Below are 17,989 nucleotides of genomic sequence, written 5' to 3' on the forward strand. Positions count from 1 at the left end.
GTAGGCATTTTGTCCATAGCCCCCACGAAATAGGATGCGAAGAATTGATTTTCACATTGCGCGTCCTTCTCTGTCTCTTCTGTTTGGTTGCGAGTTCGCCGGCAGGGTCAGCCACCACCTTCACCATGGAACGCGGCCTCAATCTCGAGCTATGGACCACATGGCCCAAACCCGATCGCTGGGACGAACCGGCTGTCCTCGATAATTTCCCCGAATGGCGACAGGGTACCACCATCAGCGATCTGGAACATATTCGGACGGCGGGTTTTAATTTTGTCCGCATGCCAATCGATCCAGCGATTTTCCTGGAGGGCGCGTCGGAAACCCGCATTAAAAAACTGATCGCGGAAACGCTCGAGACAGTCGACATTCTGCACAAGGCAGGACTGAAGGTGATAGTCGACTTTCATTCGATTCCAAGCGACGATCGCAAGGTCGATACAAACTCGATCTTGGCCGACGAAACACTCTTCACGCGATATCTGCAGATGGTCGGCCTGCTCGGCAGAGCGCTGGCTGATACGGATGCGGCAACCACTGCGTTTGAACCATTCAACGAGCCGGTTATCGACTGCGACCCGACACTTTTCCCTAAATGGCCCGCGATGTTGATGCAATTGCATCGGGCCGCTCGTAGCGCAGCGCCAAACCACACGCTGATTTTGTCTGGCGGTTGCTGGTCGAGTGCTTACGGACTAGAAAAGATCGATCCCGCTCCCATCGGCGATGACAATGTCATCTGGACCTTTCATTCCTATGAACCTTATGTCCTGACGCATCAGGGTGCCGACTGGACAGGAGATTCCATGAGCTATGTGGAAGGTCTGCCTTATCCGCCGGATCTGATGGGCGAAAAAGCATTTGAAGACCGCCTTGCAGCGATTCGGAAAACAATAGAGACCAAAGCCCCCAAGGAGCGCCGGGAGGAACTGCTCGTCGGGTTCAATGAAATGGCGGGCGGCGTGACTACCTATAAAGAAGTTCTCGCCGCGTTGGATGAACCATTCGACAAGGCGGCAGCGTGGGGAAAGAACAACAACATCCCCCCCGAGCGCATTTTCCTGGGTGAGTTCGGCATGATACGCAGGGAGTATCAGAAAAAGTTTCGGATGCCGTCGGAATGGCGCGCTTCCTATATGAAAGATATGACCGAAGCTGCGCAGAAGCGCGGCTTCCCCTGGGCAGTGTGGTCATGGGGCGGTGCTTTCGGCATTACACTCGATGACAAGCAGCGAGTGCTCGATCCAGTGATTCTGAAAGGCCTCGGACTAAAGGCCCAGTAATCAGCTGTCTTCCTGGAAAAGGTTGATCTGCTGCTGGAGAATATCTGCCGGAGCGTTCAGGCCAAGGTGTTTCCAGGCATTGGCGGTCAAAACCCGTCCGCGTGGAGTACGCTGGATAAATCCCTGCTGGATCAGATACGGCTCGATGATGTCTTCGATCGCATCACGAGGTTCCGAAAGCCCCGCGGCAATCGTCTCGATGCCAACCGGACCGCCGCCAAAATTGTGCGCTATCATCGCAAGATAACGCCGGTCGAGCTGGTCCAGCCCAAGCGAATCGACCTCAAGGCGCAACAATGCGGAATCCGCCGTTTCCCGGTCGATCTTGTCCTTGCCGTCGACAATGGCGAAATCCCGTACCCGGCGTAGAAGACGTCCGGCGATACGGGGTGTGCCGCGTGCACGGCGAGCGACTTCCAGCGCTCCGTCATCGGTGACGCCAATACCCATGATCCGCGCCCCGCGCCGCACGATATGTTCCAATTCTTCGACCGTATAGAAATTGAGCCGGATAGGGATACCGAAGCGATCCCGCAATGGCGTGGTCAACAGCCCCAGCCTTGTTGTCGCGGCAACCAGTGTAAATTTGGCGAGGTCGATTTTTACCGAACGAGCCGCAGGTCCTTCACCGATGATCAGATCGAGCTGGTAGTCCTCCATCGCCGGATAGAGAATCTCTTCGATTGCCGGATTGAGACGGTGGATTTCATCGATAAACAGAACATCGTTCTCTTCGAGATTGGTCAAAAGCGCGGCGAGATCCCCAGCCTTTGCGATAACCGGTCCCGAGGTCGAGCGAAAGTTGACGCCTAGTTCCTTGGCCATGATTTGGGCCAAGGTGGTTTTGCCAAGTCCGGGCGGCCCGACGAACAAAACATGATCGAGTGCTTCACCACGCGACTTTGCTGCTTCAATGAAGACCTTCAAATTGGCGCGTGCCGCCGCCTGACCAACAAAATCGGCAAGGGTCTGCGGCCGCAGAGAGGTATCGAGATCCTCACCACGCTTGTCCGGCGAAATCAGGCGGCTGGCATCGCTCATTCGCGTGTCTTGGCATAAGACGCTTGTTCAAACAACCGCATCAGCGTGACAACTCCTTCAGGCCAAGTCGGATCAACTTGGTGGAATCGGCCCCCTCTCCGGCATCCTTCATCGCAGCGGCAATGGCATTGGCCGCCTGATCGCGCGAATAACCGAGATTGGTCAAAGCCGAGACTGCATCCGTCACTGGAGCCGGAGCAACGCCCTCGCCCAGTTCCTGCTTTAGCCCGATCGTTCCCATCGCCTCACCAGCAAAGGCTGGCGCCTTGTTTTTCAATTCCGTTACGATCCGTTCCGCGACACGCTTGCCAACCCCTGGTGCCCGGCTGACCATGGCGATATCGCGCAGCGCTATGGCATTGGCCAGATCAGAAGGTGTCAATGTTCCGAGAACGCTCAACGCGACCTTGGCGCCAATGCCCTGGACGCTTTGCAGCAAGCGGAACCACTCGCGCTCAAGCGCAGTGCCAAACCCGAACAGGCGTATCAAATCTTCGCGCACATAGGTTTCAATGAGCAAGACGACCGCCTCGCCTGGTCCAGGCATGTTGGAAAGTGTCCGAGCCGAGCAAAAGGCGACGTAACAGACTCCGTGCACATCGACGAGCACATGGTCCTCGCCGATTTCGTCGACAGTACCTTTGAGTTTTCCGATCATCCGAGTGCTGCCAGTTTCTGTTCGATGGCAATACGCCCGATTGCGCTTTGCCGGTGATGTGCGTGGCAAATCGCAACTGCCAGTGCATCTGCGGCATCGTCGGTGTCGAATATAGCCTTCGGCATCAGTACTTTCACCATCATATGAATCTGTTTTTTCTCCCCGTGCCCGACACCTATGACGGCTTTCTTGACGGCATTTGGGGCATACTCGGCAACGTGGAGCCCGGCCAGCGCGGGTACCAGCAATGCGATTCCGCGAGCTTGACCGAGTTTGAGCGTCGCTGTGGCATCCTTGTTGACGAAGGTATGTTCGACGGCCGATTCATGCGGCACCATCTCGTGAATAACACCGGCAAGTCCATCGTGTAGTTGACGAAGCCGCGAGGCAAGGTCGAGTTTGGCGTCTGAAAGAACGGTCCCTGCCGCGATAAACCGCAGTGAATTTCCCAGCGTCTCGATGATACCCCAGCCAGTCCGCCGAAGACCTGGGTCAATTCCTATAATACGAATCGCTTCTTTCATGCTCGAACCTTATCCACGTGTCGCCCATGTTGACAGCAGAAAGGTGAACAAAAGAGAAACAAATCTGTGCGTTGTTAGCGATGGCCAAACGCTGTCGCCAGCAAACTGATCTGATCGGATACGGGATTGATCGAGAGGACCCGCTTTTGCTCGGTACCCGCACCATCATTGTAAATTTCATTGTCCATTTGGCGAACGCGCGCCTGCAAGCGCAACGAGCGGTGCACGATATCGCAATAGGACAGCGGGATTTCATCCCAGCCGACAACCGTTTCAGGCGCCGAGTCCGTATCGAGCCGAACTTTGGCTTTTTCTGAAAGCACTTGTTCTAACGTCATCTCACCGCTACGCGATGCGCGTTGCAAAAGCAGCCACGATGCCACCTGCATCAGACGTGTCGTCAACCGCATTGATTCAGCGGCATAAAGCGTCGCCGCCGTGCGCGACAGGCGTTTCGCCTCCTCGCGACCCTCGCCATCAAGATAAAAAGCCGCTTCTTCCACAAGGCTCATGCCTTCATCGTAGAGATGATTGAAACTCCCCGAGCGGACCATGCGCTCCGCAAGTCTAATCGTGTTGTCTACGTGGAATTCCTGTTCGGTCATCATATGCCCTGTTACCTAAAATGCGCTGCCACGATCCGCCATTTTTCCAAAGCAGTGCTCCCTTACTGGAGCAGCAAGCGAGGTATCACAACGGTCAGCTAGCAGTAGTCCCCAGCAACCTGCCTGCATCCTCACAGGAGCGCAAGTTTATCCTTAATAAAGGGTTAACGGCAGGGTTAAACTTTGGATATGAACATAAAAAAAGAGCCGCAAAACGAGGCGGCTCTCAGGAGTCTAACAGGGAGGCGTCAAACAAAGTGGCCAAACCACTTGGTAAGAATCCAGAAAACTGGATGATCAATTTATAGATTGTAATGCTTAACGACTGGTTAACAGCAACACGAAAGTTGGGTTTATCGCGAGGCGACTGCTGTCGTCGCCGGCTTCATTGCCCCATCCCTCACTTTGCCGGCAACCGCAATTTGGGGCTTGACCGGCTTTTGCACCTGGCCGCCGCCCCAACCGATGCGCGGCAGCCATTCGAGATAATAGGCCAAGGCAAATTGCGCCATGATCCCGCTCGCGATCAGGAGTGTATCGTCGAGCAAACCGCCTGGATTCAGGACCTTGACGACCTGTGCCACCATAGCAAGGATCGTACCGGCAACAAAAACCGGCAGCGAATGTTTACCGAGAATAGCCAGCGGATGATCTGGGGCGCGGCGGGCCAGATTGGAGATAGCGGGCACGGAGACGATCACATAAGCGAGTGACAGGACGTGCGCCAATCGGGTCAGCGACAGGAATGTTTTGTCGAAGCCCGTCAGGACCGCCGGCAGGCCCAACGACGTATCGACACCCCATAATGGCCAACGCACCCAGACCAGTGCAATCAGGATATAAGCCATGCAAAGCCCGAACAAATATTTGTTGAACGCAATGCTACCGCCCCGGCGCACATGCATGATTCCCGCCATCCCGATAACGAACAGGAACTGCCACGACAGCGGATTGAGAAACCACACACCATCGGTTGGATAGTTTGGCGGGGCGATCTGGTACACCCCGGAAAGCAGCCATAGACCCCCCGAAAGCACAACCATGGCTGAAATGCTGATTCTTGCGATCATCAGGAATATTGGCAGCATCAGCAGCAGTACGCCGTACATTGACAGGATATTGTTGTAACCAATCTGATGGCCCATCGTCGCAATGCCGATGAGGGCCTTTGCCGGCTGATCCATCAGCGGCCCTATATTGATGAACGACATGAAGTCGGGGCGTTTCAGGTAAATGCCTGCGGCGCAGAAAATCGCCAGAGTAGCGATTGTGGTAAGAATGTGGGCGCAGTAGAGGGTTGTCGCCCGCCGCCAGGCTTTGAGCGTCGTCAGAAGACGACCGCCCGATTCGAACTTGGAACCATAGGCAAGACCGACCGCAATACCGGAGATCAACACAAAGGCCTCGGCTGAATCCGAAAACCCAAAATTTTTATGGGTCAGGTTCTCATAGACCGTTCCGGGAATATGATTGATGAAGATCGTCAGAAGAGCCAAAGCCCTGAAAACGTCAATACGGGTGTCCCGCTGTTTGAGCTGGTTCTGTGTCATAGCGTTCCACCAATTCCTGTCATGCACGGTCATTCCGCTTCCGGCCTCGATGGAAGCGACTCGCTTGGGCGGCTGTGATCAATAATGTTGACATACGGCAAAAGTTGCGATTGCGCCGATCAACTTTCGTTCAAAAATATGACAAGCTCACAACCCCGTCATAGGTGAGCTTCAGGCCCATCAGCAAAATCATTGCGTACATGAATGGATAAAATACCTCTGGGCGCATCCGTTTGACGATCCAGGCGCCGGCAAATGTCGCAAGGGGCGCAAGGGGCGCCAACACAGCGGAAGCTTTCAAATTCGTCGCGTCAAATTGTCCGAGAGCAAAGTAGGGTATGACCTTGATCGCATTGATAATGGCAAAGAAAATAACGCTGGTGCCATTATAAATCTTCGGATCCTGTCGCAGCGGAAGAGTATAGACTTGGTAGGGTGGGCCACCTGCATGGGCGACAAAACTTGTGAATCCGGCAATCGTCGACCAAAGCGTGGCCGCGGCGCCGTTATGGGATTGCGCTGTCGCACGCTTCGCCGCGCTTGCGAAGACGTAACGCGCAAAGAAAATGATCGCAACCAGACCAACGATCAGTTTCACCATGTCGTCAGTTACCGCAGAAGCGGTAAGCCAGCCAATGCCGACACCAAGCAGACCGCCGGGCAACATCAGTTTCAATGTCGTCATGTCACGATAGCCGCGCCACGACCAAAGGCTTGCAACATCCATGATGATCAGAATGGGTAGCATGATCGCCGCCGCCTGAACTGGCGGCATAACCAACGCCATGAGCGGGACACCGACCTGTCCCATAGCGCCACCAAGCCCGCCTTTGGAAAGCCCAATCAGAACCGTGGCCGGGACAGCGGCAGCATAGAACCATGGGTTCATCAGGAGATCGGGCATGGCGGGGAATCCGGCAGGAAGTGTTTCTCCCTTTAACGCTGCTCATCACGATTGAAAAATGCTTTTTTGGAAATATGCTCCGATTTGGTACATAAGATGTTGAATTTGCAACAAGCTAAATCGAAACCTGTGGGTCTGTTCAAACCGTCCGCCATCCTCTATGCCCGAATTCCATCACGATTGCCCGGTCTATGAAGAACGATTGTAAGGTAGCAACCCATGAACATCGAACCGACACCTCAACGCTGCCGTATCGTTTTGATCGCCCCTCCGGCTGCAAGCGGGGACGAACTTGCCACGGTACTTCATGCTGCACTTGCCGGCGGAGATGTTGCTTCGGTATTGTTGCCCCCTTATGATGCGGATGAGGCTCTGTTCCAGACCCTCGCTGAAATTGCCGTTCCGATCATCCAGAACGCCGGTGTAGCAGCAATTATCGTCGGCAACACCCAGATCGCTGGCCGGGTTAAGGCAGATGGTCTGCACATCGAGGGTTCGGCAGCTGACATTGCAGCCAATGTGACGCGCTTTTCACCCAAAATGATCGTTGGGACTGGCAATATCAAGAATCGTCACACCGCGCTGGAAATCGGTGAAGCGCAACCTGATTATGTTCTGTTCGGCAAAATTGGCGCTGACAACAAGCCGGAAGCGCACCCCCGCAACATGGATCTTGCCGACTGGTGGGCTTCCATGGTTGAGATTCCCTGTATTATTCAGGCGGGCAACACCCTCGACAGCATCCCCGAGGCCGTAGCAACAGGTGCGGAATTCATCGCTCTTGGTTCGGCGGTTTTTGATGGAGCGGATCCGGCAGGGGCTGTCCGGGAGGCCAACCGGCTTCTTGACGAGCATGCGCCTAGATTTGAGGAATAATTCCATGGGAGCAAGATCAGGAAAACTCGTCTGTTCTGTTATGGCCGCACTGATGGCCATGCCGGTGTTTTCAGCGAGAGGGCTTGCCCAAACCGCTCAAACACCTGCGGCGGAACCGACGACGACTCCTGCACCCGCCATGCCGGCCTCGCCGGAAACGACTCCCAAGCAAGCCAAGCCCAAATCACCCAATGATCCCGCTCTCGATACGATCAACCCGACGCGATTTGGCAAAGGTCCGGAGGATGACGCTTTCGGCGCCTACCAACGCGGCCTGTACAAAACGGCTTACAATCTGGCTTTGCCGCGGGCGGAGGCCGGCGATCCAAACGCCCAGGTCTTGCTTGCGGAAATTCTGGCTCGTGGTCTTGGTGTCCCGATTAACATGCAGGAATCCGCAGACTGGTATGGCAAAGCCGCAGATCAGGGATTGCCAGAAGCGCAATTCCGCTACGCGGTAATTCTGCTCCAGGGGAAATATGCCCCAAAGAACCCCAAAAGGGCCAAGGAGTTGATGAAGGCCGCTGCAGACGCAGGAAATGCTCCGGCGGAGTTCAATTTCGGTCAAATCCTGCTGCAAGAGCGACCGGGCGCCACAGGCGTCGAAAACGCTTATCCCTGGTTTCAGAAAGCTGCGGACAAGGGGCTGCCCGATGGGGAATATGCACTGAGCCAAATTCTCGCCAACGGCACACTGACTATTCCGCGCGATGACGCCAAGGCGCGGCAATATCTGGCGAAAGCCGCTGTGAAGGGATACGACACGGCTCAACTCGATCTGGGGAGTTGGCTCGTTACGGGCCGTGGCGGAGCAAAAAATTATAAAGCCGGGTTCGGCTGGATGTTGCGTGCGGCAACGGGCGGCAATGTCGCAGCGCAAGCGCGTCTTGCCAAACTTTACCGCGACGGTATCGGGGTCGAGGGCGATTTCATCAAGGCTGCTGCATGGTACATCGTGGCCAAACGTGCAGGGCTGAATGATCCCGAGCTTGAATCATTCATGGCCGGTCTTGATGATAGTCAGACCCAAGCCGCAATCACGGAAGCGAATAAATTGCAATGAACTCGTCTTGATCCAGAACGTTGACGCGCTGATCATCGGCGCAATAGATTTCGGAACGTACCGGTACTGCAACCATTCGATGGGAATCCAAAAATGCCGTTGATCAACCGCGCTCACGAGATGCAGCAACACGTCGCCGAATGGCGCCGGCATCTGCACCAAAATCCGGAGCTCATGTATGACGTGCATGAAACGGCGCGGTTTGCCGCCGAGAAACTGCGCGACTTCGGCTGCGACAGCGTCGAGACCGGCATTGGCAAGACCGGCCTGGTCGGTATTATTCGTGGGCGGCACGGTGATGGCCCAGTGATCGGGTTTCGCGCGGACATGGACGCATTGCCTATAGCCGAAGCTAGCGGAAAATCCTGGACCTCCAATATACCCGGAAAGATGCACGCCTGCGGCCATGATGGCCACACCGCAATGCTACTTGGTGCAGCACAGTATCTTGCCGAAACGCGTAACTTCAAAGGTACGATCGCCGTCATCTTTCAGCCCGCCGAAGAAGGCGGCGCCGGTGCGCTTGCCATGATCGACGATGGTTTGATGGAGCGCTTCGGGATCAGCGAAGTTTATGGCATGCATAACGCACCCGGCCTGCCGATTGGCCAATTCGCTACGCGCAAGGGTTCGATCATGGCGGCGACTAACGAGTTCGAGATAACGGTAACAGGGCGGGGCGGTCACGCGGCAAAGCCTCAATCGGCGATCGACCCTGTCGTTATTTCCGCCCATATCATTCTCGCCTTGCAGTCAATCATCTCTCGTGAGACTGATCCCCTGAATTCGCTTGTCATATCCGTGACACAGCTTAACGGTGGTGACGCATCCAATGTCATCCCGGATATCATCAAGCTTGGCGGTACAGTGAGGACCCTCTCGTCGGAGGTGCGGGCGTTCGCGCAACAACGGCTGACCGAAGTCGCTGAATCGACTGCTGCGGCCTTTGGTGGCAAGGCAGAAGTCAAATATCATCAAGGTTATCCGGTAGCGTTCAACCATGAGCGGGAAACCGAGTTCGCGGCCAGCGTCGCCCAGACGATTGTCGGCAACGCTGCCGTGACGACGGACATGCCGCCCGTGATGGGCGCCGAGGATTTTTCCTATATGCTGGAGAAACGGCCAGGCGCCTTTGTTTTTATCGGCAATGGCGATACCGCAAGCCTGCACAACTCGGCGTATGACTTTAATGATGATGCAATTCCTTATGGCATCAGTTACTGGGTCTCCCTGGCGGAAACGGCGTTGGCTGCCTGAGCTCGCGGATTAAAATCGGAAGAACGCCTGATGCTGTTTTTGTGCCTACTCTTGCCTATTTGACGAATTTGTGGTCTTGGAGCGCCATTCTTGACCGCTGCCGCATGACTGGCGCGGGTATCCAACACAAATCCGAGTAGACAAATGAAAATCAACGGCAATGAAATCCGCACCGGCAACGTGATCGAACATGATGGCGGCCTCTGGGTTGCTGTCAGGACCAATCATGTCAAACCCGGCAAGGGTGGTGCTTACAACCAGGTCGAACTGAAAAACCTCATCAATGGTACGAAGCTGAATGAGCGTTTCCGCTCTGCCGAGACCGTTGAGAAGGTCCGCCTTGAGCAGAAGGATTTTTCCTTCCTCTACGAGCAGGGCGAAGCGTTGATTTTCATGGACACCGACAGTTACGAACAGCTTGAACTGCAAAAGGATTTTGTCGGTGATCGTGCCGCCTTCCTTCAGGATGGCATGATGGTCACAGTGGAGCTCTACGACGAGCGCCCGATCGGCATTTCGCTTCCGGACTATGTAACGCTCGCAATCACCGAGGCCGATCCGGTCGTCAAGGGTCAGACAGCGGCGTCTTCTTATAAACCCGCAGTTCTGGAAAACGGCATTCGCGTTCTCGTGCCGCCGTTTATCTCGTCTGGCGAACGCATCGTCGTTGATACAAACGAACTGACTTATGTTCGCCGCGCCGATTAAGCTAATTTTGATTTTGACGGAGAAGTAACCCGAAATGGCGCGTTCAGCGATTCTTAACGTAATGGTGCAGGCTGCTATGAAAGCCGGCCGCTCGCTCGCTCGCGATTTTGGCGAAGTACAAAACCTGCAGGTTTCGCTGAAAGGACCTGGCGACTATGTCAGCCAGGCCGACAAGAAAGCCGAAGAAATCGTCTACACCGAACTGCGGCGGGCGCGCCCTGATTACAGCTTCCTGATGGAGGAATCGGGCGTTGTCGAGGGCAGCGACAGCCAGCACAGATGGCTGGTCGATCCGCTCGACGGCACCACCAATTTCCTGCATGGCATTCCGATTTTTGCCGTTTCGATTGCGCTTGAGCGCCAGGGCCAGATTGTAGCCGGCGTCATTTTCAATCCGGCCATGGACGAGCTCTACACAGCGGAGCGCGGCGGTGGGGCATTTCTCAACGACCGCCGGCTGCGCGTTTCAGGACGCAGCAAGCTGGTTGACTCCGTCATAGGTACTGGCGTTCCCCACCTCGGTCGCGGCGATCACGGTAATTACCTCGTGCAGATGCGCAATGTCATGGGGGAAGTATCCGGTATCCGGCGCATGGGCGCGGCGGCGCTCGATCTGGCCTATGTGGCGGCAGGCCGCCTTGACGGCTTCTGGGAAGAAGGTCTTTCACCTTGGGATATCGGCGCCGGTATCATCATGGTCCGCGAGGCCGGAGGCTTCGTCACAAATCTCGCTGGCGAGCAAGATGTGGTTGAAAGCAAAGCTATCATCGCGGGCAATGAAGCAATCCAGCGCGCCCTTCTCAAGACCCTGAAAAAGCCCGTCTAGCCGCTGCAATTGTTGCATGTCCGGAACAACCAAGGAGTTTTGCTCAGACGGGAGCAAATTCAGCCGTTCGGGCACCTTTCAATTTCACCATAATTTCGGCTAGGGTCGCAGAAATCGATTTGACGTGCGCGAAAAGCGTGCAGGCAAAATGATTTTATGTTCATTGTGCATCTGTTAGGTGCACCGGATTGCGATGCGGAGACGACACGATGGCTGATTTCAGTTCGACCCGCCAGGGTATGGACGGCGATGATTTTGATCCTTACCGGCTCTCCAGCCCACGGTTCGTGCTTTTATCGATGGCGATCTTTCTGGCAATCGTTGCCTTCCTTGCCGCCATTCTATTTCGCCAGATATCGGTCTTCTTCACCACCAATCCCGGTCTCAATGGCTTGATTGTCGGCGTTCTTATCGTGGGCATCCTCCTTGGGTTTGGCCAGGTCATCCGGTTGTTTCCTGAGGTTCGCTGGGTCAATTCCTTCCGCAAAGGCAACAATGATCCAAATGCCAAGCCAATCATGCTCGCGCCGATGCGCGCCCTCATCGGGCGACGCCAATCCATGGCGCTTTCAACCAGCGCGATGCGCTCCATGCTTGATTCCATCGCGGCACGGCTTGATGAAACCCGCGATATCTCCCGTTATCTCATCGGCCTCCTGGTATTTCTCGGTCTTTTGGGAACCTTTTGGGGACTTCTCGAAACAATCGGCTCCATCGGTCAGACCATCCAGTCGCTCGACCCTCGGGCCGGCGATGCCAATAGTGTCCTCGACTCGCTGAAGGCCGGTCTCCAGTCCCCGCTCCGCGGTATGGGCACGGCGTTTTCCTCCTCGCTCTTCGGCCTTTCCGGATCGCTCATACTTGGTTTTCTTGATTTGCAGGCTGGTCGGGCCCAAAACCGCTTCTACACCGAGTTGGAAAACTGGCTATCAAGCGTCACGGATCTTGGTTCCGACCTGCACGCATTCGATGCCGCCAGCAGTGGCGCCTCCGATGAACTGCGCGCATTGTCGGAACGTCTGCAAAACATTCAGGAGACCGGCGGATCGAGCCAGCGCACAACGGCCGCTCTGGCAAGCCTTGCCGAAGGCATCCAGGGGCTTGTGAAGAACATGCGGTCCGAGCAGCAGATGATGCGCGACTGGGTGGAAAAACAGTCTGACGAACAAAAGGCCATTCGTCAGACGCTTGCTAAATTGGGCGATGCCATCGCTCGCGACAAGGCAAACTGATGGCCCTCGGTCGTAACCGCAAAGCCATTCGCCATGTTGATTATTGGCCGGGTTTCGTCGACGCGCTGTCGACGCTGCTCCTGTCGATCATGTTTTTGCTTTCGGTTTTCGTTCTCGCACAGTTTCTCTTGAGCCAGGAAATCACCGGCAAGGATGCGGTGCTCAATCGGCTTAACTCGCAGATCAACGAGCTCACACAGCTCTTGTCTCTGGAACAGGGCAACAAGCAGGATCTCGAGGATACAATCGCCAATTTGCAAGCTTCACTGACGAGCGCGCAGAACGAGCAGTCGCGGCTTCAGTCACTGCTTTCCCAAGGTGCTGGGGCCGGGGCGGCGGCGGAGGGCAAGATCACCGAGCTGTCGACCGGGCTTGAGAACGAAAAACAAATCAGCGCTCGCGCACTTTCCCAAGTCGAAATTCTTAATCAACAGATCATGGCGTTGCGCAAACAGATCGGTGCCCTCGAGGACGCGCTCAATGCATCGGAGTCGCGTGACAAGGAATCGAACGCCAAGATTGCCGACCTCGGCAAGCGGCTTAACGTCGCTCTCGCGCAACGCGTGCAGGAGCTTAATCGCTACCGCTCGGACTTTTTCGGCCGTCTGCGCGAAATTCTTTCCGACAGGGAGAACATCCGCATAGTCGGCGACCGTTTCGTCTTCCAATCTGAAGTGTTGTTTCCGTCAGGAATGGCAATCCTCAATCCGGCCGGTTCCGAAGAGATGAAGAAGCTTGCGGCTGCCTTGATCGACCTGCAGAAGGAAATCCCGGACGATATCAATTGGGTTCTGCGCGTCGATGGCCATACAGACGACGTCGCTCTTTCCGGGACTGGTCAGTTCAAGGACAATTGGGAACTGTCATCGGCGCGCGCCATTTCCGTCGTGAAGTTCCTGATTGCCAACGGTGTTCCAGCAAACCGTCTCGTAGCCGCGGGCTTCGGCGAGTTTCAACCGCTTGAGCAGGGCGGCACACCGGAAGTACGAGCTCGTAACCGCCGTATCGAGCTGAAATTGACCGAACGCTAGAGCAAGCTTTGTCATGTCAAAGAACCGGGTGTGCTTGCCCCGTTGCCACGCCCGCTTTCGCGTCTGGCCATTGTTTGCATTGCGGGAAGACGGGCGGTCGTCGAAGCGCGTCTTTGTAGTTGGTAATGCGATCCGAAGACCGCCCGCTAACGTTGTCCCCCTGCCGGCCAGCTTCTGCTTCTTCCGCGGGGCGAGTGGATGAACCCTGGAGTCCGGGCCCATCGTCGCCGTCGGTGCAGTGTCCGCACGATTGGCGTTTGGCGTCAACAATGGAGGCAATATCTGCCTAGAATGCGCAGATTGACCTCCGAAGACGAACAGGTCGGCCAGCGCTTGGGTCCGTTTCCCGCGCGCTGACACGCCGTCCTTCCCCACTTTCGAACGGCTCCGGAAGCAGCTCCCCATGGAAAGGACCGGAACAGGATAGCTCAGGTTTTCCGGGCGTGGATAAATGGCCACGATTATTCTTGTTAGAGGCTGCCGATTTGCCGATGGCAATGCTGCCGTGCCGGTTGCGATTACAGTACCCCGTCAAAACGTCCCGCGTTTACTTTATCCACGAAACGGGCATCACGCCATTACTCCGCGGCCCCCTTGAAGGCGTCGGCGCCCGCTTCGAATTGCAGCTTGGCAAGGCTGGCATAAATGCCGTTCTTCTTGACCAGCGTCCGATGTGTGCCTTCCTCGACTATGCGTCCGTTCTCCATGACGAGAATACGGTCGGCCTTCAGCACGGTCGCGAGCCGATGCGCGATAACCAGCGTCGTGCGGCCTTGCATCAAATGGTCGAGAGCCCTCTGCACCAGCATTTCGCTTTCCGCATCGAGTGCGGACGTTGCTTCGTCGAGCAGGAGGATAGGCGCGTCGCGCAGGATGGCGCGCGCGATGGCCATGCGCTGGCGCTGGCCGCCGGACAGTGTGATGCCGCGCTCGCCAACCTGCGTATCGTAACCATCGTCGAACGCTTCGATGAAGTCGTGCGCCAAAGCTGCCTTGGCCGCAGCCTCGATTTCTGCGTTCGTGGCGCCAGGTCGGCCAAAGCCGATGTTCTCACGCGCGGTCGCGGCAAAAATTGTTGTATCCTGTGGGACGATAGCGATACGTGAACGCAAATCCGCAGGATCGACTTCGCGCAGATCGAGCCCATCGACGCGGACACGCCCCGAAACCGGATCGTAGTAGCGAAGCAAGAGTGAAAACACGGTACTCTTGCCGGCACCCGACGGGCCCACGATAGCGACCGTCTCGCCGGGCTCGATCTTGAATTCGAGACCTTTCAGGGCCGGAGCATCCGGACGCGAGGGGTAGTTGAAGTAGACATCGTCAAAGCTCACCGAACCTATGGCCGGCTGCGGCAGAGGGGCAGGATTGGCCGGCGCTTCTATTGCCGGTTTTTCTGCCAGGATTTCCATCAGTCTTTCGGCGGCACCCGATGCTTGTGACAGTTCGCCCCAAACCTCGGAAAGTGCACCCAGCGCCCCCGCGGCAAAGACTGCGTAGAGCAGAAACTGGCCAAGCGTTCCTGGCGTCATTGCGCCGGAAAGGACATCACGCGAGCCGAACCAAAGCACCGCGACGACGCTGGAAAAGATCATGAAGATTGCAAAGGCAGTCAGGATCGCCCTGGCCTTGACCGATGAACGCGCTGCTGAGAACGCGTCTTCAACGGAGGCTCCAAAGCGAGCGGTTGCCAGCTTTTCGTTCGTGAATGCCTGCAACGTGCGAACTGAGATAATGGATTCGCTGGCATAGGCCGTGGCATTGGCCAGCGTGTCCTGGGCAGCGCGTGAACGGCGGCGCACGGATCGCCCGAAAGCGACCAATGGAATGATGATCAGCGGAATTGCCGCGATAACAAGTCCCGATAGCTTGGCGCTCGTAATCACCATCATTACTATTGCGCCCAAGGCAAGGATGAGGTTGCGGAGCGCGACCGATGCTGTCGCACCGACAGCCGATTTGATCTGCGTCGTGTCTGCCGTAAGGCGCGAGACAATCTCTCCCGATTGCGTACCGTCAAAGAAAGCCGGAGAAAGCCGCGTCAGATGATCGAATACATCGCGGCGCAAATCGGAAACAATGCGCTCGCCAAGTGTTATGACGAAATAGTATCGCCCGCCAGAAGCGAGTGCCAGCAGCGCTGCAAGCACCACCAGCATACCGAAATAGTTATTGATAAAAGCACCGTTTGCGGCGGTAAAGCCGTGGTCGATCATGCGGCGCACAGCCAATGGAAGCGTCAACGTCGTTACCGCCGCCAGTACCAGGGAGACCAGAGCACCGGCTATCATGCCCCGATAGCGAGACATATAAGGGTAGATACGCCGCAACGGTTTCAAGGAGCGACGCTTTTTTTCCGTCTCCTGAAGGTGAGATGGATCCCTATCGGCCATGTCCCAGGTCTTCCTCACATCGCTTTGCGACTTTGCGGCCAGACGGCCTTGTTATTGCTTAAAGGCTGATGTATAGGCTCGCCAACAGTTTTGGAAGCCCACGCCCCTGTGACGTTTGGCTTCATCTCTACCAATCGGCTCCGACCGGATCCCCACTTAGACAGTGGCGCTGGTTTTGTGCCCTCTAGTTTAGGACGATACAGATGCAAGCCAAGATTCATCCAGATTACCACACCATCAAGGTCGTCATGACCGATGGCACAGAATACCTGACCCGCTCCACCTGGGGCAAGGAAGGCGATACGATGAACCTCGATATCGACCCCTCCACGCATCCAGCATGGACCGGTGGTTCGCAGCAGCTGACGGACCGCGGCGGTCGCGTATCGAAGTTCAAGAGCCGTTTCGCCAATCTCGGCATATAAGTTTTCCGGCATACCGGATTTTAAAACGGCTCCGATATTCGGGGCCGTTTTTGTTATTCAGATCCCTCCCGTTTGACAAGCTACTGTTTCGCCAATAGTTTTTTTGCGAACGCGTATCTGCATGTGCAACGGAGGGAATACCCGATGACCGACATGACGTCAGGTAGCAACGCCGCTTCAGGAGCGACGATCGAGCCAAGTCTTCATCGGGTCATGGGCCCTTGGCTCCTCCTCCTCTTTATCGTCGGCGATATTTTAGGCACCGGCATCTATGCGCTCACCGGACAAGTCGCCAAGCAGGTCGGTGGTGTCGTCTGGCTGCCGTTCCTCGTGGCCTTCATCGTCGCCGTCGTCACCGCCTTCAGCTATCTCGAGCTCGTGACGAAATATCCGAAAGCAGCGGGTGCCGCGCTTTATACGCACAAGGCCTTCGGCATCCACTTCATCACCTTCATCGTCGCTTTCACTGTCATGTGTTCGGGCATCACCTCCGCATCGACAGCATCGCGTGCGTTCGCCGCTAACCTTTCGGGGGCGTTTCAGCTCAATCTGGAGACCGGCATCGGTATCTCGCTCGTCGCGCTTGCCTTCATGGCTATTGTTGCGGCCGTGAATTTCCGGGGTGTTGGAGAAAGCGTCAAGGCCAATGTGGTTCTGACCATGGTGGAGCTGACAGGCCTTCTGATCATCATTTTCATCGGCTTGTGGGCCATCGCCGCCGGTCAGGGCGATGTCTCACGCATCACGCAATTTGCGACATCTCCCGATACCAGCGTCTTCTGGTCGGTTATGGCCGCAACCACCCTCGCCTTTTTCGCCATGGTCGGCTTCGAGGACTCGGTCAACATGGCCGAGGAATGCAAGAATCCGTCGGGAATATTTCCAAAAGTGCTGCTGGCGGGTCTGTTCATTACCGGCGCCATCTATGTGCTGGTCTCTATTTCCGCCATCACCCTCGTTACACCTGCCGATCTCGGCGAGGGCGAAACCCCGCTGCTCAAGGTCGTCCAGGCCGGGGCGCCGAATTTCCCGCTCTGGATTTTCGGCTTCATCACGATGTTCGCCGTTGCTAACAGCGCGCTGATCAACATGTTGATGGCAAGCCGCCTCGTCTATGGCATGAGCCGCGAACATGTGTTGCCGCCAATCTTCGGCAAGGTACACGCCACCCGCCGCACGCCATATCTTGCGATCGCCTTCACGACATTGCTGGCATTTGCCCTCATCCTGTTTGTGGGTGAGGTACCGGCTCTCGGAGGCACGACGGCGCTATTGCTTCTTTTCGTTTTCACGATCGTGAACATCGCAGTTCTGGTCTTGCGAAAAGAAAGCGTGGATCACGATCACTTCCGCACGCCGACGTTTCTGCCGATCGTCGGTGCCATCTGCTGCGCCTTCTTCGCGGGTCCCTGGACGGGCCGCGATCCAGTGCAATACAAGATCGCCGGAATCCTCATCGGCATCGGTGTGGTGCTATGGCTTGTTACCATTCTGGTCAATCGCGCCACCGGAGTGAGGCCGACTGATGCGGATATGGAAGCTCTGGGTGGTGACGGACCGGTCAACTAAGCTCAAACAAAAACCCGCCAGGACAATTCTGGCGGGTCATTATT

At 56.0% G+C, this 17,989-nt stretch carries 17 protein-coding genes; 10 read left to right on the forward strand and 7 right to left on the reverse strand.

Annotated elements, in window-relative coordinates; all coding sequences use genetic code 11:
* The first annotated feature begins 44 nt into the window (after positions 1-44).
* Positions 45-1,283 carry a cellulase family glycosylhydrolase gene (locus J2X72_RS00645; RefSeq protein ID WP_310067353.1) on the forward strand — a complete coding sequence of 413 codons (1,239 nt, stop codon included), beginning with the start codon at positions 45-47 and terminating at the stop codon, positions 1,281-1,283.
* On the opposite strand, the gene ruvB is transcribed toward J2X72_RS00645, so the two are convergent.
* The 6 genes from ruvB to J2X72_RS00675 all read right to left on the reverse strand — a co-directional run bounded on the left by ruvB (position 1,284) and on the right by J2X72_RS00675 (position 6,565).
* Positions 1,284-2,324, reverse strand: coding sequence for a Holliday junction branch migration DNA helicase RuvB (ruvB, locus tag J2X72_RS00650; protein ID WP_209999320.1), 1,041 nt, complete (start codon positions 2,322-2,324; stop codon positions 1,284-1,286). It lies immediately after the preceding gene.
* A gap of 40 nt (positions 2,325-2,364) precedes the next feature.
* Positions 2,365-2,982, reverse strand: a complete 618-nt coding sequence (ruvA, locus tag J2X72_RS00655; RefSeq protein ID WP_209999319.1) for a Holliday junction branch migration protein RuvA — start codon at positions 2,980-2,982, stop codon at positions 2,365-2,367.
* On the reverse strand, positions 2,979-3,506 hold the full coding sequence (gene ruvC / locus J2X72_RS00660; RefSeq protein WP_310067357.1) for a crossover junction endodeoxyribonuclease RuvC: 528 nt from the start codon (positions 3,504-3,506) through the stop codon (positions 2,979-2,981). Before ruvC ends, ruvA begins: the two co-directional genes overlap by 4 nt.
* Positions 3,507-3,580: 74 nt before the next feature.
* Positions 3,581-4,114: a DUF1465 family protein gene (locus J2X72_RS00665; protein ID WP_310067359.1), complete on the reverse strand. Its 534-nt coding sequence runs from the start codon at positions 4,112-4,114 to the stop codon at positions 3,581-3,583.
* Positions 4,115-4,464: 350 nt separating this feature from the next.
* A complete protein-coding gene (locus J2X72_RS00670; protein WP_310067361.1) occupies positions 4,465-5,661 on the reverse strand; it encodes an OpgC domain-containing protein in 1,197 nt (398 codons plus the stop codon).
* Between the two features lie 130 nt (positions 5,662-5,791).
* Positions 5,792-6,565 carry a sulfite exporter TauE/SafE family protein gene (locus J2X72_RS00675; RefSeq protein WP_310067364.1) on the reverse strand — a complete coding sequence of 258 codons (774 nt, stop codon included), beginning with the start codon at positions 6,563-6,565 and terminating at the stop codon, positions 5,792-5,794.
* 219 nt (positions 6,566-6,784) lie between these two features.
* Between J2X72_RS00675 and J2X72_RS00680 the strand changes: the two genes are divergently transcribed.
* The 7 genes from J2X72_RS00680 (at position 6,785) to J2X72_RS00710 (ending at position 13,558) form a co-directional block, all read left to right on the forward strand.
* Positions 6,785-7,441, forward strand: coding sequence for a thiamine phosphate synthase (locus tag J2X72_RS00680; RefSeq protein ID WP_310067366.1), 657 nt, complete (start codon positions 6,785-6,787; stop codon positions 7,439-7,441).
* Positions 7,442-7,445: 4 nt separating this feature from the next.
* Complete coding sequence (locus J2X72_RS00685; protein WP_310067369.1) at positions 7,446-8,504, forward strand: tetratricopeptide repeat protein; 1,059 nt, start codon at positions 7,446-7,448, stop codon at positions 8,502-8,504.
* A gap of 93 nt (positions 8,505-8,597) precedes the next feature.
* Positions 8,598-9,761 carry a M20 aminoacylase family protein gene (locus J2X72_RS00690; RefSeq protein WP_310067372.1) on the forward strand — a complete coding sequence of 388 codons (1,164 nt, stop codon included), beginning with the start codon at positions 8,598-8,600 and terminating at the stop codon, positions 9,759-9,761.
* A 144-nt stretch (positions 9,762-9,905) separates the two neighbouring features.
* Positions 9,906-10,469 carry an elongation factor P gene (efp, locus tag J2X72_RS00695; protein ID WP_106719145.1) on the forward strand — a complete coding sequence of 188 codons (564 nt, stop codon included), beginning with the start codon at positions 9,906-9,908 and terminating at the stop codon, positions 10,467-10,469.
* Between the two features lie 34 nt (positions 10,470-10,503).
* Positions 10,504-11,295: an inositol monophosphatase family protein gene (locus tag J2X72_RS00700; RefSeq protein WP_209999311.1), complete on the forward strand. Its 792-nt coding sequence runs from the start codon at positions 10,504-10,506 to the stop codon at positions 11,293-11,295.
* Positions 11,296-11,504: 209 nt separating this feature from the next.
* Positions 11,505-12,527, forward strand: a complete 1,023-nt coding sequence (locus J2X72_RS00705) for a MotA/TolQ/ExbB proton channel family protein (RefSeq protein ID WP_310067379.1) — start codon at positions 11,505-11,507, stop codon at positions 12,525-12,527.
* The gene (locus J2X72_RS00710; RefSeq protein WP_310067382.1) at positions 12,527-13,558 is read left to right on the forward strand and encodes a peptidoglycan -binding protein; all 1,032 of its coding nucleotides are present in this window, start codon (positions 12,527-12,529) and stop codon (positions 13,556-13,558) included. Before J2X72_RS00705 ends, J2X72_RS00710 begins: the two co-directional genes overlap by 1 nt.
* A 578-nt stretch (positions 13,559-14,136) precedes the next feature.
* On the opposite strand, the gene J2X72_RS00715 is transcribed toward J2X72_RS00710, so the two are convergent.
* Positions 14,137-15,951, reverse strand: coding sequence for an ABC transporter transmembrane domain-containing protein (locus J2X72_RS00715; protein WP_310067387.1), 1,815 nt, complete (start codon positions 15,949-15,951; stop codon positions 14,137-14,139).
* A 203-nt stretch (positions 15,952-16,154) separates the two neighbouring features.
* Here J2X72_RS00715 and rpmE point away from each other — a divergent pair, with 203 nt between their 5' ends.
* Both rpmE and J2X72_RS00725 read left to right on the forward strand, forming a co-directional pair.
* Positions 16,155-16,376, forward strand: coding sequence for a 50S ribosomal protein L31 (gene rpmE / locus J2X72_RS00720; protein ID WP_112523777.1), 222 nt, complete (start codon positions 16,155-16,157; stop codon positions 16,374-16,376).
* A 144-nt stretch (positions 16,377-16,520) separates the two neighbouring features.
* Positions 16,521-17,945 (forward strand): APC family permease, encoded by a 1,425-nt coding sequence (locus J2X72_RS00725; protein WP_310067390.1) that lies wholly within the window; start codon positions 16,521-16,523, stop codon positions 17,943-17,945.
* Positions 17,946-17,989: the final 44 nt, after the last annotated feature.

It is taken from the genome of Phyllobacterium sp. 1468 (assembly GCF_031455525.1).
GTDB lineage: Bacteria > Pseudomonadota > Alphaproteobacteria > Rhizobiales > Rhizobiaceae > Phyllobacterium.

Excerpts from the sequence above, each read along its gene's own strand:
- ruvC (WP_310067357.1), bottom strand. The coding sequence starts at position 3,506 with ATGAAAGAAGCGATTCGTATTATAGGAATTGACCCAGGTCTTCGGCGG.
- J2X72_RS00670 (WP_310067361.1), bottom strand. The coding sequence starts at position 5,661 with ATGACACAGAACCAGCTCAAACAGCGGGACACCCGTATTGACGTTTTC.
- J2X72_RS00675 (WP_310067364.1), bottom strand. The coding sequence starts at position 6,565 with ATGCCCGATCTCCTGATGAACCCATGGTTCTATGCTGCCGCTGTCCCG.
- J2X72_RS00715 (WP_310067387.1), bottom strand. The coding sequence starts at position 15,951 with ATGGCCGATAGGGATCCATCTCACCTTCAGGAGACGGAAAAAAAGCGT.
- J2X72_RS00680 (WP_310067366.1), top strand. The coding sequence starts at position 6,785 with ATGAACATCGAACCGACACCTCAACGCTGCCGTATCGTTTTGATCGCC.
- J2X72_RS00685 (WP_310067369.1), top strand. The coding sequence starts at position 7,446 with ATGGGAGCAAGATCAGGAAAACTCGTCTGTTCTGTTATGGCCGCACTG.
- J2X72_RS00665 (WP_310067359.1), bottom strand. The coding sequence starts at position 4,114 with ATGATGACCGAACAGGAATTCCACGTAGACAACACGATTAGACTTGCG.
- ruvB (WP_209999320.1), bottom strand. The coding sequence starts at position 2,324 with ATGAGCGATGCCAGCCGCCTGATTTCGCCGGACAAGCGTGGTGAGGAT.
- J2X72_RS00705 (WP_310067379.1), top strand. The coding sequence starts at position 11,505 with ATGGCTGATTTCAGTTCGACCCGCCAGGGTATGGACGGCGATGATTTT.
- J2X72_RS00690 (WP_310067372.1), top strand. The coding sequence starts at position 8,598 with ATGCCGTTGATCAACCGCGCTCACGAGATGCAGCAACACGTCGCCGAA.
- J2X72_RS00700 (WP_209999311.1), top strand. The coding sequence starts at position 10,504 with ATGGCGCGTTCAGCGATTCTTAACGTAATGGTGCAGGCTGCTATGAAA.
- efp (WP_106719145.1), top strand. The coding sequence starts at position 9,906 with ATGAAAATCAACGGCAATGAAATCCGCACCGGCAACGTGATCGAACAT.
- ruvA (WP_209999319.1), bottom strand. The coding sequence starts at position 2,982 with ATGATCGGAAAACTCAAAGGTACTGTCGACGAAATCGGCGAGGACCAT.
- J2X72_RS00725 (WP_310067390.1), top strand. The coding sequence starts at position 16,521 with ATGACCGACATGACGTCAGGTAGCAACGCCGCTTCAGGAGCGACGATC.
- rpmE (WP_112523777.1), top strand. The coding sequence starts at position 16,155 with ATGCAAGCCAAGATTCATCCAGATTACCACACCATCAAGGTCGTCATG.
- J2X72_RS00710 (WP_310067382.1), top strand. The coding sequence starts at position 12,527 with ATGGCCCTCGGTCGTAACCGCAAAGCCATTCGCCATGTTGATTATTGG.